Below are 14,822 nucleotides of genomic sequence, written 5' to 3' on the forward strand. Positions count from 1 at the left end.
GCCTGGCGTCCTCGCGGCACACCTCCAGCACGCGGCGCGCGATCATCGCCCCCTCCCGCAACGTCGAGGCCGGCAGCACGATGGAAAACTCGTCGCCGCCGGTGCGCGCCAGCAGGTCGCCGGGCCGCAGCCGGGTCTGCGCCATCAAGGTGAAATGCTGCAGGCAGGCGTCGCCGGCGGCATGGCCGTGGGTATCGTTGATGGCCTTGAAGCCGTCGAGATCGATCGCCAACAGCGCAAACGGCTCGCCGCTGCGCTCGGATCTGGCGCATTCCTCGGTCAGCCGCTGCAGCAGATGCCGCCGGTTGCCGACGCCGGTGAGATCGTCGAGCAGCGCCAGGTCGGCGACCTCGTTGCGCAGCCGGTCCATCGCCATCAGCAAAAACCCGAAATTCCACGACATCGACAGGAACATCAGCACCAGCACCACCACCGACTGGATCGGGCTGTGGTGAACAAAGGAAAAACTGGCGCCGAACTGCGGAAGGGCAGCCACCGCGCGGACGGCATACAGCGCGATCATGAGCACCGAGACGGTGCCGGCGAGCCGGGCACCGGGATTTATCCGGCCATGCTGCCGCGACAGCAGCAGTTTCAGCGTCATCACCAGCGGCACCGACTGGCCCAGCGAGTAGACCAGGACCCGCATCGACACGCTGTCGTAGCCGACGATGAAGAACAACATGACACTGAAACTCGATCCGGTGATCAGGGCCGCGGCGCGCCAGGACACCGGCTGGTCGTAAAACCGCTTGATACCCATCGCGGCGAGGCAGCCGGCGAAAATCAGCACGCTGCCGCCGGCCAAGAGCGGCATCAGCGAATCCACGGCAAAACGCAGCATCGCCAGCGCGGCACCCGCGGTCGCGACGAATGCCGAAGCGGTCCAGAACCGCGCCGCCTCGAATTTGGGATAACTGCGCATGACATAGGCCCAGATCAGGCCCAGCGCGAGAAAATTGACGACGAACGCCGTCCACAGCGTCGGAATGCTCAGCATCGCGAATTCAGAACGCGCATTGCCCTGCCCCTTCCGTTGACCAACAGCCCGCCTGCAACGATCCCCGTTATTGCGGCATAAAGTGCAGCCGCGCCGCTTAACGGACTCTCACCGCGACCGCGCAATTCGCACCGTGGTTTTGATTTGATGAAGACGACGACGCCGAGGCGCCGCTAGTTGTCCCGGATCGGCGCAGAAACCGCTGCTGCGTTGGCGCGTCGTTAACCCTGTCGGACCGGCCCGAACGCGCGCTTCGAGCGAAGATTTTGCGACGGAGACCGCTTCACACGTCAAAAAATGCGCCAAAACGCATAACAGCTGTGGATAACGCGGCAACATCCGCGTGACAGCGCGAGGCATCGCGCTGCGAATCTGTTGGGATTGCATTCGAGGATGTTGCGAGGCTGGCCCTCCGCCGAGCATGCCTCGTGTCGCGTTTCATTCCATTAACCCTGAGAGGATGCTATGGCTAAGAAAGCGAAGAAGGCGAAAAAGGCGAAGAAGGCCAAGAAGTCGAAGAAGAAGTAACCTTCGAGCCCGGGTGGAGCCTCGCTCCGCCCGGGCATCTCATACCGGCGAAGACGGTTGATCGAAATGGCGGGCCTGGTGCCCGCCTTTTGATTCCGGCCGAGGTCGCGCGCTCGACCGCGAGCACGCTATAACCCTGCACCACCTGCGCCCGCATCCAGGCCCGCTAGAGTCCCATGATGCGGGCCGTATAAGGGTTTCGACCAAACTTCGATGGAGTTCATCCCATGACCGCGATCCGTGGATCCGCCGCCGCCGTGACGGGTGCGGCCAGTGGCATCGGCCGGGCGCTGGCGCTGGAACTGGCCGCGCGCGGCTGCGATCTGGCGCTGGCCGACCGCGACGAGGCGGGGCTGCAGACGCTCATGGCCGAGATCGCCAAAGCGCATCCGCAGAAGGTCACGGTGCACACCGTGGATGTCGGCGAGCCCGGTCAGATCGCGGCGTTCGCGCTCAATGCAACGGCGGCGCATCCCGGCCTCAACATCGTCGTCAACAATGCCGGCGTGGCACTGATGGGCACCTTCGGCGAGATCGAGCAGGCGCAGATGGAATGGCTGATGAACATCAATTTCTGGGGCGTGGTGCACGGCACCCGCGCCTTCCTGCCGCACCTTTCGCGCCAGCGCGAGGCCCACATCGTCAACCTCTCCAGCATCTTCGGCATCATCGCGCCGCCGGGACAGACCGCCTACGCCGCGGCGAAATTCGCGGTGCGCGGCTTTTCGGAGAGCCTGCGCCACGAGTTGCAGGTGGCGAACAGCCCGGTGCGGCTGTCTGTGGTGCATCCCGGCGGCGTCGCTACCGCCATCGCGCGCAACTCCCGCGTCGGCACCGGCATGACCGACAATGCGCGGCGGGTTCAATCGATCGAGCGTTTCGAGGCGGTGGCCAAGACCACGCCGCAGGCCGCCGCGCTACGCATCATCGCCGGCATCGAGAAAAACCAGCCGCGCATCCTGATCGGCAACGACGCCCGCTTCATGGACCTGCTGCAACGCTTCCGCCCCGCCAGCTACTGGTCGGTGCTGGCGCGCAGGCTGGAGAAGGCCGCGAATGCGGGGAAGTGATTTCGCATTAGCGTTCCCATGAATGCAGGGACGACGCACAGTATCTCGGCGAGGACGGTGAGCTCCCTCTCCCACCCAACTCGGGTTCACCCGAGTTGGGCATTTCAAATTGTCGAAGTCGGATATATCCGACTTCGACGTGGGAGAGGGTTGGGGTGAGGGGTTCAGGTCTATCGATAGAGCGTGACCCCTCACCCGGATCGTCTCGACGTTGTCGAGTCGATCCGACCTCTCCCACAAGGGGAGAGGTGACAAACAGCCGGCGCCTACCGTCCCACCAACTGATCCGCGAAATACGCGATCGTCTTGCGATAGATCATGGCGTGGTTCCATTCGCGCATCGCTTCGAAATTGGCGCTGCCTTCGCCGTAGGGCGCGCCCATCTTGAAGCCGTTGGTGTGCAGCAGGTTGGCGGTGGAGGCCAGCACGTCGGCCACGCTGTGGCGCAGGTCGACGCGGCCGTCGCCGTCGAAATCGACGCCGTACTTGATGTAGGACGAGGGCAGAAATTGCGTCTGGCCGATTTCGCCGGCATAGGCGCCGATCATCTCGCGCAGCGGCAGGTCGCCGCGCTGCACGATCTTCAGCGCCGCCAGCAATTCGCCCTGGAACAGCTCGGTGCGGCGGCAATCATGCGCCAGCGTCGTCAGCGTGCGGATCACCGGCAGCTTGCCCATGTCGCCCTTGCCGAAATCGGTTTCCAGCCCCCAGATCGCGACCAGGATCTGCCGCGGCACGCCGAACTGCGCCTCGATCCGCGACAGCAGCGCCGCATTCCGCTGCAGCATCGCCCGCCCGCCATTGATGCGTCCGGCGCCGACCCGGGTCGAGACATACTGCTCGAAGGTCTTGTTGAAGGTGTAGCGCTGGCGCCGGTCGAAATTCAGCACCGCCATGTCCTGCGTCACGCCCGCGAACGCCTGGCTGGTCACGGCTTGCGAGACGCCGGCGGCCTGTGCCTCGGCCGACATGCTCGCAACAAAGGAATTGAAGTCGCCGCCGCAGCGGGCGGCCAATGCAGGGGTGGCGGCGATGAGAGCGGCGAGACAAACAGCCAGACCAAGCGTGCGCATGCGAATCCCTTGTGATCGTTTGTCCCGATCATGGCATGGGAAGACCGCGCGCGGCAGTTATAAAACCCGTCGGCTCGGAGGCCGGGACCAAAGGGTGCCGCTACCCGCCGCCGTCGATCTGCCGGCCCATGATGGCAATCGCCTTCTGATAGACTTGGGCTGCATTCCAGGCCTCGATAGCGGCGAAGTTGGGCTCGCCCGGCTGGTAGCCGGCGCCCGCGCGCCAGCCATGGGCTTTGAGGAAATTCGCCGTCGAGGTCAGCGCGCCCGAGGCGCTTTCCAGATTGCCGACGCCGTATTCCAGCATGGTCTTGGGCAAGAACTGCGTCTGGCCGATCTCGCCATGCATGGAGCCGCGCTGGCCTGCGGCCACCGTGCCGCGGTCGATCAGCTTTAGCGCAGCGTAAAGCTGGTCGGTGAAGTATTCCGGCCGGCGGCAATCGTAAGCCAGTGTCGCGATCGATGAGAGCATGTTCTGGTTGCCGCGCTGGCTGCCGAAGGCGCTCTCCATGCCCCAGATCGCAATCAGGGGACCTGCCGGCACACCATAGCGCTGCTCGATCGAGGCGAACAGCGCCGCATTCTTCTGCTTCATGCCGCGGCCGCGCGCCACGACGGCGGCAGCACCCCGCTTGACCATGAACTGATCGAGCGAGAGCTTGAAACTGTGCAGGCTGCGGTCGGCGTTGATGGTAGCCTGCGCATAGCTTGCCCCCATCAGCGCGGAGAGCGCATTGCCGCCGACGCCCTTGGCCCGCGCTTCGCCGGCGAATTGCTGCTTCCAGGTCTCGAAGCCGGCAGGCCCGTTGCCGCATTGGGCGGCGTGGGCATGGTAGCCAGACACGAAGATCGGCAACAGCAGGAACGTGGCTATCGTAAGTGATTTGCTCTTGGTCATCTGGATTCCCCAGCTTGTGATGTTGTCCAGCCTCCCGAGGTGGTGAGCGACCATACAGGAACCGGCACGCAATCATTAGCCTTGAAAAGGCTTACTCATTAATATCCAATTCAGAGCCTAAACTGACCGCTAGAGAGTTATCACGCAACTTCCAATTGAATCTAGCTCCTGCTAGGGTTCCACGAATCACCCACGAGGTAGTGGATGGCGTTGGAGTTAGCCTTTGAAACGAAGGCCCTTCGCGATATTTGTGAAAGCGAAGTTGTCGCAAAAAGCAAGTTGGGAGCGAGAGTTGCTGAAGCGCTCAGGCGCCGACTTTCCGACTTTCGGTCTATCGACACGTTCGATGAATTGCCGTTCGCTAAACCCAAGAAAAGCTCAAACAACATCACATTCGGTTTGCCCGACGGATGGCAACTGGTTGTATCGAGCGGACACGGCGACAATCCAAAACTTGCTTCTGGCAAGACGGATTGGGCGAAGGTGACCCGGCTCAAGATCACTAGGATTGAGAAGATCAAATGAACGAGAAGGCATTCGAGCCTGACTGGCTGTCAGCCCCCGGCGGTACAATCCTCGACGCAATCGAAGAACGAGGAATGTCTTCAAAAGAATTAGCCGCTCTCCTTGGCTATTCGATAGATAAGACAGAGAAACTGATCGCAGGAAAGGAGACCATCACGCGAGACGTAGCTGCATTACTCGCTGAGCATGTCGGTGGTGTCGTCAAATTCTGGCTATCACGCGAACGCAATTATCGGAGTGAGGTTGCGCGTCTCCAAACCGCCGGAAATATCATTGCCGGCAAAGCATGGCTCGACGAATTGCCTCTGAAAGACATGCAAAAGTTTGGGTGGGTGCCTCAACATGCTAGCGTTGAGGAAAATGTTGCTTCCTGTTTGAATTTTTTTGGTGTTCGTAATGTTCAAGAATGGCGGAGCCAGTACTCTCAATTCCTGTCACTTGTATCCTTCAGAACATCGCCCACTCATAAATCTGAGCCCGGCGCTGTTATCGCTTGGCTACGCTATGGTGAACTGAAAAGCGAAGCGATTGCGTGTGGAGCGTGGAATGCCGCAAGCTTTGAACGTTCATTGATCAGCATGCGTCGTTTAACACGAAAGAAGGACCCCTCAATCTTTATCCCCGAACTAAGAAAGTTATGCGCTGAGAACGGAGTTGCGCTAGTCGTCGCTCGTGGTCCTGCTGGTTGCCGGGCTAGTGGCGCAACTCGATTTTTGAGCAACAGAAAGGCAATGATACTATCGAGCTTTCGGCATCTAGCCGACGATCAATTTTGGTTCACCTTTTTCCATGAAGCCGGCCATCTACTAATGCACGGCCAAAAGTCAATCTTCCTTGAGGACGGCAGCGAGGTGTCGCTCAAGGAAGAACATGAGGCAAACTTATTCTCGCAGAACATTCTCATACCGCCGGAGTCGCGCGCTGAATTTATGTCGTTAAAGCCAAACAAAGATAGCATTATAAAATTTGCAGTTAAGATTGGGATATCGAGAGGCATTGTTGTTGGACAGTTGCAACATCAACGTCGAATTGAGCCAAGCCAACTCAATTTCCTTAAACGACGATACGACGTCGAGGACCTGAACAAGCTTACCTAACCCTTAAAAGAAATGAATTTCCTAGGACTCTTTTGCCAGTTACACAGCGAATCTTCCAGAACTTGCATCCCGACCTCCAGATAGGAATCTAACTTATTGAGACGATCATCAAGCTCGCGAGGGCTAATCTTAGCTTTCACATTATTGGTGAATAACAACCGCGCGCCCCGCAACGGGCCAGTTGCGCCCACCAGATAAGCCGAGCCAGCTTCGATAGGCGCGACACCAAGTTTTCCGAGCATGGTCAAGAAATCGAATCTTCCCAAACGACCAAAGCCCATTACAGAATCCATTGATCGGTAGAGGAAATCGAATACTGCTCGAGGGTCTTGACCAACTTCCTTGTGAATTTCTTGTATCATCTGCGCATGACTGCGCGGGGGTCTAACCCAATCGACATAAGAAGCGATAACCGCACCTGTACCTACAGCAGAGTTAGCGCTCAAACTCTGGTATTTTCGGTGATTACTAAAGGAGTATTTCGCTCTCAACCCGGCTTCATTCCTTGAAAGCCAGTTTCTGAAGGCGTTTACATCTTTGTTAACTCGTTTCCAATTCCACGTTTCATGATTAGAGCCCGCATAGACGGCACGAGATAGTCCCCAACCGTGCTTGATATGTTTTTAAAAATGCGTAGCCAGAAATATTAGCCAGAATGCTTCATCGAGTTTACCCTTCCGCATCATAGACACGGCTGCACGGAGAGGGTCGAAAAGGTCAGAAGAGGAGTCCGCCCTACGGGGGTCGATCTCACTATCTCGAACGAAGTGTGCAAATTCGATTCGGCGTAGACTCTCGACTATTTGCTCAACAAACACAGCACGAGCGACCTCATCTTGGATGCCAAGCAGTGCTTCAACTTCGGAATCGAATCTAATTAGGTTCGAGCTAAGAATGGCCGCACGATTCAAATCACCCGGTCGTACGATCATCTTCTAGCCGCCCGCCTAGCACCCCTATCAATATAAGCATCATACACGTGTGAAACCATCTTTGACTTAATCGAGCGCGTCGACTTTCTTGCCTTATTCAGCGCGAATGCCTGTAACACTCTCATCAAATCTGCCCAGTAACTCTGGTATATCGAGCCGATCTATTTGAACCGGACTACCCTGCCTAATTCTCGCTTCGGCTCTAATCAATTTTTTTAGATTCGGCCAAGGATCGCCGGGTGGCATACGCGGCATAAGTATCCGTGATTGATATGCCTCCTTAAGAAATGTCCGTACCTTTTCTTTGTCTGCATCATAGATATGTAGACTGCCGGCCATATGTTTATAAGAACCAAGTTTTAATCCGAGGCTCCTAGCGATCAGTTCTTGAATAAATGTGAAAGCGAAAACATCGTGAGGCAATCCCAGGAACGTCATCGTTTGATCGCATGTACACGACCATTTGCAGCGAATTTTTTCGAACAAAGAATTGCATCGTGCAGGTGCAAGGAATGTCATTGTAGTTTTTCAATAGATCTTCGGCGTTAAACAACTGAATGACAGCCTGGCGAGAAGTTGGCTTCCTTCGAAGCAATTTGATTACGTTGGCGATTTGATTAATTTCGCCACGCATTTCAAGCAATCGAGGGCCATATGCCCCATGAATGGTATCATCGCGCTCAGCGAACTTTCCGTACATAGCGATGTAGTATTCAATGAACGCGAGTTCATCTGATCTTGCTAAATACCAAAGTGTCTCGCCAAGGCAGCTGAACAGGGTGCCTTTCGTTTCCGATCGACTTAGTCGAGCAAGCGGATTGCGCAACTCTAGGATTACACCGGACAGTTCCTTGTTCCAGCCCTTACTAGCCTTAACGCGTTGACCGCTTTTCAATATCTTTGGAAAGACCTTGCGTAACAGATCGTCCAAAGTGTCTGCGATCATTTGGTGCATTGTTTTGTTTTAAAACCTATGCGGGACAATTCAGACAAAAAAAGCCCCGCGCGAGCGGGGCTTTTACTAAATCAATTATCCAAAAAGCTACGCAATTTCCTGCTCCGCGACGGATGCTTCAGCTTCCGCAGCGCCTTGGCTTCGATCTGCCGGATGCGCTCTCTGGTCACCGAGAACTGCTGACCGACTTCTTCCAGGGTGTGGTCGGTGTTCATGCCGATGCCGAAGCGCATGCGGAGCACGCGTTCTTCTCGCGGGGTGAGCGAGGCCAGCACGCGCGTGGTGGTTTCGCGCAGGTTCGACTGGATCGCGGCATCGATGGGCAGGATCGCGTTCTTGTCCTCGATGAAATCGCCGAGGTGCGAGTCTTCCTCGTCGCCCACCGGAGTCTCCAGCGACAGCGGCTCCTTGGCGATTTTCAGAACCTTGCGCACCTTCTCCAAGGGCATGCCGAGTTTCTCGGCGAGCTCTTCCGGGGTCGGTTCGCGACCGATCTCGTTGAGCATCTGGCGCGAGGTGCGCACGATCTTGTTGATGGTCTCGATCATGTGCACGGGAATGCGGATGGTGCGGGCCTGGTCGGCGATCGAGCGGGTGATCGCCTGCCGGATCCACCAGGTCGCATAGGTCGAGAACTTGTAGCCGCGGCGGTACTCGAACTTGTCGACCGCCTTCATGAGACCAATATTGCCTTCCTGGATCAAATCGAGGAACTGCAGGCCGCGGTTGGTGTATTTCTTGGCGATCGAAATCACCAGCCGCAGGTTGGCCTCGACCATTTCCTTCTTGGCCTGGCGCGCCTCGCGCTCGCCCTTCTGCACGCCGTGCACGATCTTGCGGAATTCGCCGATCTCAAGCCCGGTCAATGCGGCCAGCGACTGGATCTCGTGGCGCAGTTCCTTGATGCGGTCCTTCTCGTTGTGGACGAAATTCTTCCAGCCTTTTGCGGAGAGTTTCGAAACCCGGTTGAGCCAGCGCGGATCGAGCTCCGAGCCCTGGTAGTTCTTCAGGAAGTCCTCACGGGCGACGCCGTGGCTGTCGCCGAGGCGCAGCAAACGGCCCTCGAACGACACCAGCTTCTTGTTGATGTCGTAGAGCTGCTCGACCAGCGAGTCGATACGGGCCTGGTTGAGCCGCAGCGACTTCACCTCGACGATGATTTCGTCCTTCAGCTTCTTGTACTTGCGCTCCTGCGCCGGCGACAGCGTCTCGTTCTGCAACTGGTTAGAGATGTCCTGCTCCTGCAGGCGGCGCAGCTTCTTGTAGTTGTCGGCAATCTTGTCGAAGGTTTCGACCACCTTCGGCTTCAGCTCGGCCTCGATGGCGGCGAGCGACATCTGGTTTTCGAACTCGTCGTCGTCCATGTCGGATTCGGCCGATGCTTCCGACGGATCCTTTTCCTCGCCTTCGGGCGTACCGGCCGGCGCCGGGCGGAACGGGGTCGGCGACGGCGGCGCGGCCGGCGGGGCGATGTGCGAGGGTGCGGCTTGCGCCGCGATCGCCGCATTATTGTTGGCAGGCGCAGGAACCGGCTGGCCGTCGGGGCCGAGCGGGGCCCCCAGCATCGCCGGGTTCATGTTGTTCTTGGCGTCGGGGCCGGCATAGGTCGCTTCGAGGTCAATGATGTCGCGCAGGAAGATCTTTCCCTCGTTCAACTCGTCGCGCCAGATGATGATGGCCTGGAAGGTCAGCGGGCTTTCGCACAGCCCGGCGATCATCGCCTCGCGGCCGGCCTCGATGCGCTTGGCGATGGCGATTTCGCCCTCGCGCGACAAAAGCTCGACGGTGCCCATCTCGCGCAGGTACATGCGGACGGGATCGTCGGTGCGCTCGCCGGGCTCGGATTTCTTGACTTCGGTGACGGCCTTTTGCGTGACCTCGACCAGCTCGTTGTCGGTCTCGTCCTCGGCCTCTTCCTGTTTCTCTTCCTCGCTATCGGCTTCCTCGGCTTCGGAGACGTTGATGCCCATGTCGGAGAGCATCGACATGATGTCCTCGATCTGCTCGGGCGAGGTGGTGTCGGAGGGCAGCACTTCGTTGAGCTGATCGAAGGTCACGAAGCCGCGCTTCTTGGCCTGCTTGATCATCTTCTTGACGGCGGCATCGGACAGATCGAGCAACGGAGACGGCGCGTCCTGAGAATCCTTCTCGGGGGCGTCCGCTGCCTTGTCGTCTTTTTCCTTGTCCTTTACCTGCAGCGTCTTTGCCTTGCTGGCCATTCATTGCTCCCAAAACGCGCTCGTGCAGGATACGTCGCCGCGCCCGCTCAAATCTGACGTCACGTATGACGCGGAAAGGGCGGCGCAAACCGTCGCCACCCCCGAATTACCTAAACCGGTTTCGAACTCATAGCCCGCAGGCGATTAAGCTTCGATTAACCCTGTTTTTGCAGCCAAACCATGGGTTTGGCGAGTCATTTCGCGGTTCCGGCCCCGGCCGTCCGCATGATTTTTTCATCACATGCTGCGCTGGAAACGGCCCGAGGACTCCCCGAAACCCTCGATCAGGGCCTCGGTGCCGTCCACTTCCGCCAGCCGCGCCTTGACGTCACGCAGCCATGCCAGATTGGCCTCACTCGCCTCGTCACCCAAGGCCCGCTCGGCATCTTTCAATTCCCTAAGTAAGGAGTGCCATTGCCGATGCAAGGAGACGAGCTGGCGCCAGGTGGAAAGAACGTCGTCGGGCGCTGCACCGCTTTGCGCACCCCACACCGCCGAGGTCGTGATCGCAAGCTCAACTCTTTGAAGAAGCTGTGAAAATCCGCCTGCGGCCAGATCGGCGCGCATCTTCTCGCTCTGTTCCGAAGGCTCGGGGCTGTGGTGATGGTCGCGGGCAAAGGCGGCGATGATTCCGGCGCGCAGTTTGTTGACCTCCGGGTGCGCCAGTTCGAGCACGGCGACCTCTTCCAGATGGTCGTGCAACAGCCAGGGATGATTGATCAGGGATTGCAGAATCAGCGCCTCGCGGCGGGAGATCGCGCTGCGCTGGCCGCGCATGATCGGGCTGGTGGCGAGCTGGGGGCTGGCCACCTGGTAGGGCCCGCGGTTGATGGTCTGGCCGCCCTGCGTCCGTCCGGCGGCGCGAGGCTCGAATCGGCCCGCAGCACCAGGGGTGAACGTGCCGCGCGGGGCAAAGCGCCGGCCTGATTCGCCGCCGATATTGCTGGCCCCGCCGCGATAATTGCCCCTGGCATAGCCGCCGCGCCCGGCGTCCGGCGCAAAGGCGCGTTGCAGTCGCTCGGCAAAATCCTGGCGATAGTAGCGCCGCACCACGTCGTCGCGGATGCCGTTTGTGAGTTCGCCGATCCGCGCCTCCAGCGCGGCGCGGCGTTCGGGGGTTGCGAAGGTGCCGCCTTCGATTTCGCGCGACCAGATCACTTCGGCGAGGCCACGCGCCGCCGAGATCACCTCCTCGATCGCGCCGCGCCCGCCCGAGCGTGCGAGATCGTCGGGGTCCTGGCCCTCCGGCAATAGCGCAAAGCGAAGACTTTTTCCGGGCTTGAGGTGCGGCAGCGCCAGGTCAGCGGCGCGCCATGCCGCTTTCTGCCCGGCCTTGTCGCCGTCGAAACACAGGATCGGCTCGTCCGCCATCTTCCACAACAGCGCGAGCTGGTTTTCGGTCAATGCCGTGCCGAGTGGTGCCACGCTGGCGGCAAAGCCGGCGCCGACCATGGCGATGACGTCGACATAGCCTTCGACCACCACCAGGGCTGCGCCGTTATGGGTGGCGAGCCGCGCCGGCGCCAGGTTGTAGAGATGGTCGCCCTTGTGAAACAGCGGGGTTTCCGGCGAGTTGAGGTATTTCGCCTGCGCGTCCTTTTCCAGCGCGCGGCCGCCGAACGCGATGACGCGTCCGCGCAAATCGGTAATCGGAAACATCACGCGGTCGCGGAAGCGATCATAGGGCACCGGGATATCATCGCCGGCGACCAGCAGACCCGCTTCCACCATGTCCTCGACCGGAATGCCCTGCGCGCCCAGATGTTCCTTCAGCGCGAAGCGTTCGGAAGGCGCGTAACCAATGCGAAACTGCAATTGCACGGCGGGCGAAATCGCGCGGTCGCCGAGATATCCACGCGCCTTGGCGCCGTTACGCGACGCCAGGGTGTCGGCGAAGAATTTCGCGGCCAGTTCCATCACGTCATAGAGCGTCTTGCGGCGCTGCTCGTGGCGCGCGGCATCCGGCGTCACCGCCGGCAGCGGCATGCCGGCCATCGAGGCCAGGCGCTCGACCGCTTCGGTGAAGCCGACGCCTTCGGTCTCCATCAGGAACGAGATGATGTCGCCGTGCTTGCCGGAGGAGAAGTCGTGATAGAATCCCTTCTGGTCGTTGACGGTGAACGACGGCGACTTCTCCTGCTGGAACGGCGACAGCCCCTTCCACTCCCGCCCGGTCTTCTTCAGCTTCACGCGCCGCCCCACGACTTCCGAAACCGGAAGCCGGGCGCGCAGTTCATCGAGGAATTGAGGCGTAAAGCGCATGGGGAATTGTTGCCGAGTCGGAAGCCGGTGCCAACCGATCATGGATATAGGCGCTCGGAGCTAAAATACGAGAATTGTTCGGATTCTAGCCGCTATTCACAGGGGGTGAAGTTCTACCCCTCCAGAAACCGCCCCGACGTGATCCGCGGCAGATGCGCGACCGGCCAGTTATAGAGATAGGTCCAGGCTTCGCTGGCGGCTCCATCCGCCAAGGCGATCGGCAGCATCTGCCTGACGTATTCGGTCGGTTGCGCAAAACCTTCGCCGCAGGCCTCGTACATGTCGAACTCGCGCAGCAATTCGGCCGGGGCGTGCAGCCGGAAGAGTTCGCCGAACACCACGTCACCGGCGTCGTGGGACAACACCAGCCCCGGATAATGCTTGACCCGGTAGAGCCGGCCACGGCATTGCGCCTCGCCGATGAACTCGGCGCTGCGCGACAATAGCTTCGCCATCGGATGGTCGAAGCCGCGCATCAGCGTGCCGTAGACGAACAGACGATCCAGCATGATGCCCCTACGCCGCCACGACCTCGTCGGTAATGACGAGGAACTTGACCAGGGTCATCCGCCCGAAACTCGTGGTCAGCGCCACGTCGGCGGCGTCGCGGCCGGTGCCCATCAGGATGCGGCCGATCCGCGGGTGGTTGTGGCGGGCGTCGAAGGTATACCACTGTCCCGCCAGGTAGACCTCGAACCAGCCGGAGAAATCCATCGGTTCGGGATCGGGGGGAACGCCGATGTCGCCCATGTAGCCGGTGCAGTAGCGCGCCGGGATGCCCATGCAGCGGCAGAAGGTCAGCGCCAGATGCGCGAAATCGCGACACACGCCGGTGCCCTGCTCGTAGACGTCATGGGCGGATTTCATGAAATGGGCGTGCTGGTAGCCGAAGGTGACATGGTTGTGCACGAAGGTGCAGATCGCCGACACCCGCGCCCATCCCGGCGCGGTGTTGCCGAACAGCGACCACGCCACGTCGGTCAGCTTGTCGGTTTCGCAATAACGGCTCGCCATCAGGTACAGCAGCACGTCGTCAGGCAGTTGGTCGATCGGAAGCTGCTGCGCCGTCGGCACCACCACGTCGGGCAATCCGGAATCGCGCACCAGCGCGCTGCCGCGCAGCGTCACGCCGCCGGCGGGCGCCACCAGCCGGCCGCAGACATTGCCAAAACTGTCGCGGTAAAATCCGATCGGGGTGTCGGGTTCGGCCACGATGCTTTCGGTACCGACGATGTCCGAATAGCGCGAGGGGTGAATGCGGAGCATGATCACTATCGGCGTCGGCGCCACCGCGGCATACCCAATCTCGAAGCCGACCTTGATTTCCATGACTAGACCTTTGCCTCTTCACCGACGGAGACGACGTTGATGGTGACGTCCATACGCACGAACGCATCGGCCGGACCGAGATAGGTGCCGTGCAGCGGGATGGCCTGGCGCGGATCGCGCGCCACCGCAACCCGCACCAGATCGCGGGTGCCGACGATGCCGTTGGTGGGATCGAACTCGATCCAGCCAGCGCTCGGCAGGTAGACCTGCACCCAGGCATGGGTCGAGCCACCGCCGACATAGCCATGCGCGCGGTCGCCGGGAATGAACAGATAACCCGAGACGAAGCGCGCGGCGATGCCGAGCCGGCGCAGCGCCTCGATCATGAACAGCGCATAGTCGCGGCAGGTGCCGGATTTGGTCTGTAGCGTGTCGAGCGGATGCTGGGTGCCGTGCGCGTGCCGCTTGCGGTAGGTGAAGGCCTGGCGGATGCCGTGGGTCATGCCGCTGAGAATGTTGAAGGTCGGGGTCGAGCCTTCGGCGTCGAGAAAATTGCGCGCCCACGCCGACAGCTCGCCCTCGGGATCGCCATACTGCGGCGTGATGAAATGAACGAGGTCGGGAAACTCCTCGTCGTCATAGAGGAACGGATAGAAATAGGCCGGATCGTCCGCGGTCAGCGCGTACTCTTCGGCGGGGTTGTGCTCGACCGTCGCGGTGCTTGAGATCGACAATATTTCTGCGGGCTCGTCGAAGGTCGCGATCGCGACGCTGTTGCCGAACACGTCGTGGATCCAGTGCAGCGACATCGGCTCCGGCACGATCTCGAGGCTGCCCGACAGCACGCGCAGATCGTGGCCGTCGCGCGGGCGCAGCATGATGCGGTGTTCGCCGAACGCGACGGGACGCGTATAGCGATATTCGGTCTTGTGATGGATCGTCAGCAGGGGCATCGTCGAGGCAATCATCGCGATTTTGGGCAATCTAATCTATA

Annotated in this window: 13 protein-coding genes and 1 pseudogene; 3 read left to right on the forward strand and 11 right to left on the reverse strand. The window is 60.0% G+C overall.

Going from position 1 to position 14,822, the window contains the following annotated elements:
- Window positions 1-1,000, reverse strand: a 1,000-nt coding sequence (locus E7813_RS16740) for a GGDEF domain-containing protein (protein ID WP_291575700.1), incomplete at its 3' end; no start/stop codon positions are given.
- Between the two features lie 755 nt (window positions 1,001-1,755).
- Between E7813_RS16740 and E7813_RS16745 the strand changes: the two genes are divergently transcribed.
- On the forward strand, window positions 1,756-2,598 hold the full coding sequence (locus E7813_RS16745) for an SDR family NAD(P)-dependent oxidoreductase (RefSeq protein ID WP_291575703.1): 843 nt from the start codon (window positions 1,756-1,758) through the stop codon (window positions 2,596-2,598).
- A gap of 266 nt (window positions 2,599-2,864) precedes the next feature.
- Here E7813_RS16745 and E7813_RS16750 read toward each other — a convergent pair whose 3' ends face one another.
- A complete protein-coding gene (locus E7813_RS16750) occupies window positions 2,865-3,671 on the reverse strand; it encodes a lytic murein transglycosylase (RefSeq protein WP_291575705.1) in 807 nt (268 codons plus the stop codon).
- A gap of 100 nt (window positions 3,672-3,771) precedes the next feature.
- Window positions 3,772-4,569, reverse strand: coding sequence for a lytic transglycosylase domain-containing protein (locus E7813_RS16755; RefSeq protein WP_291575707.1), 798 nt, complete (start codon window positions 4,567-4,569; stop codon window positions 3,772-3,774).
- Window positions 4,570-4,773: 204 nt separating this feature from the next.
- Between E7813_RS16755 and E7813_RS16760 the strand changes: the two genes are divergently transcribed.
- Both E7813_RS16760 and E7813_RS16765 read left to right on the forward strand, forming a co-directional pair.
- Window positions 4,774-5,094 carry a hypothetical protein gene (locus E7813_RS16760; RefSeq protein WP_291575708.1) on the forward strand — a complete coding sequence of 107 codons (321 nt, stop codon included), beginning with the start codon at window positions 4,774-4,776 and terminating at the stop codon, window positions 5,092-5,094.
- Window positions 5,091-6,191: an ImmA/IrrE family metallo-endopeptidase gene (locus E7813_RS16765; RefSeq protein ID WP_291575709.1), complete on the forward strand. Its 1,101-nt coding sequence runs from the start codon at window positions 5,091-5,093 to the stop codon at window positions 6,189-6,191. Before E7813_RS16760 ends, E7813_RS16765 begins: the two co-directional genes overlap by 4 nt.
- Here E7813_RS16765 and E7813_RS16770 read toward each other — a convergent pair.
- From E7813_RS16770 to E7813_RS16800, 8 genes and pseudogenes are all read right to left on the reverse strand, one after another.
- Window positions 6,188-7,123 (reverse strand): annotated as a pseudogene (locus E7813_RS16770) (hypothetical protein). The gene E7813_RS16765 and the pseudogene E7813_RS16770 sit on opposite strands and share 4 nt — an antisense overlap.
- A 93-nt stretch (window positions 7,124-7,216) precedes the next feature.
- The gene (locus E7813_RS26190; protein ID WP_363331185.1) at window positions 7,217-7,561 is read right to left on the reverse strand and encodes a thymidylate synthase; all 345 of its coding nucleotides are present in this window, start codon (window positions 7,559-7,561) and stop codon (window positions 7,217-7,219) included.
- Complete coding sequence (locus E7813_RS16775; protein ID WP_291575710.1) at window positions 7,497-8,078, reverse strand: thymidylate synthase; 582 nt, start codon at window positions 8,076-8,078, stop codon at window positions 7,497-7,499. The genes E7813_RS26190 and E7813_RS16775 overlap by 65 nt, the downstream gene beginning before the upstream one ends.
- Before the next feature lie 71 nt (window positions 8,079-8,149).
- Window positions 8,150-10,297: an RNA polymerase sigma factor RpoD gene (gene rpoD, locus E7813_RS16780; protein ID WP_291575712.1), complete on the reverse strand. Its 2,148-nt coding sequence runs from the start codon at window positions 10,295-10,297 to the stop codon at window positions 8,150-8,152.
- 237 nt (window positions 10,298-10,534) lie between these two features.
- Window positions 10,535-12,559: a DNA primase gene (gene dnaG, locus E7813_RS16785; protein WP_291575714.1), complete on the reverse strand. Its 2,025-nt coding sequence runs from the start codon at window positions 12,557-12,559 to the stop codon at window positions 10,535-10,537.
- Window positions 12,560-12,672: 113 nt separating this feature from the next.
- A complete protein-coding gene (locus E7813_RS16790; RefSeq protein ID WP_291575835.1) occupies window positions 12,673-13,071 on the reverse strand; it encodes a gamma-glutamylcyclotransferase family protein in 399 nt (132 codons plus the stop codon).
- 4 nt (window positions 13,072-13,075) lie between these two features.
- Entirely contained in the window at window positions 13,076-13,888 is an 813-nt protein-coding gene (locus E7813_RS16795) for a transglutaminase family protein (protein WP_291575716.1), read from the reverse strand.
- A 2-nt stretch (window positions 13,889-13,890) separates the two neighbouring features.
- The gene (locus tag E7813_RS16800) at window positions 13,891-14,781 is read right to left on the reverse strand and encodes a transglutaminase family protein (protein ID WP_291575836.1); all 891 of its coding nucleotides are present in this window, start codon (window positions 14,779-14,781) and stop codon (window positions 13,891-13,893) included.
- Window positions 14,782-14,822: the final 41 nt, after the last annotated feature.

It is taken from the genome of Bradyrhizobium sp. (assembly GCF_004799405.1).
GTDB lineage: Bacteria > Pseudomonadota > Alphaproteobacteria > Rhizobiales > Xanthobacteraceae > Bradyrhizobium.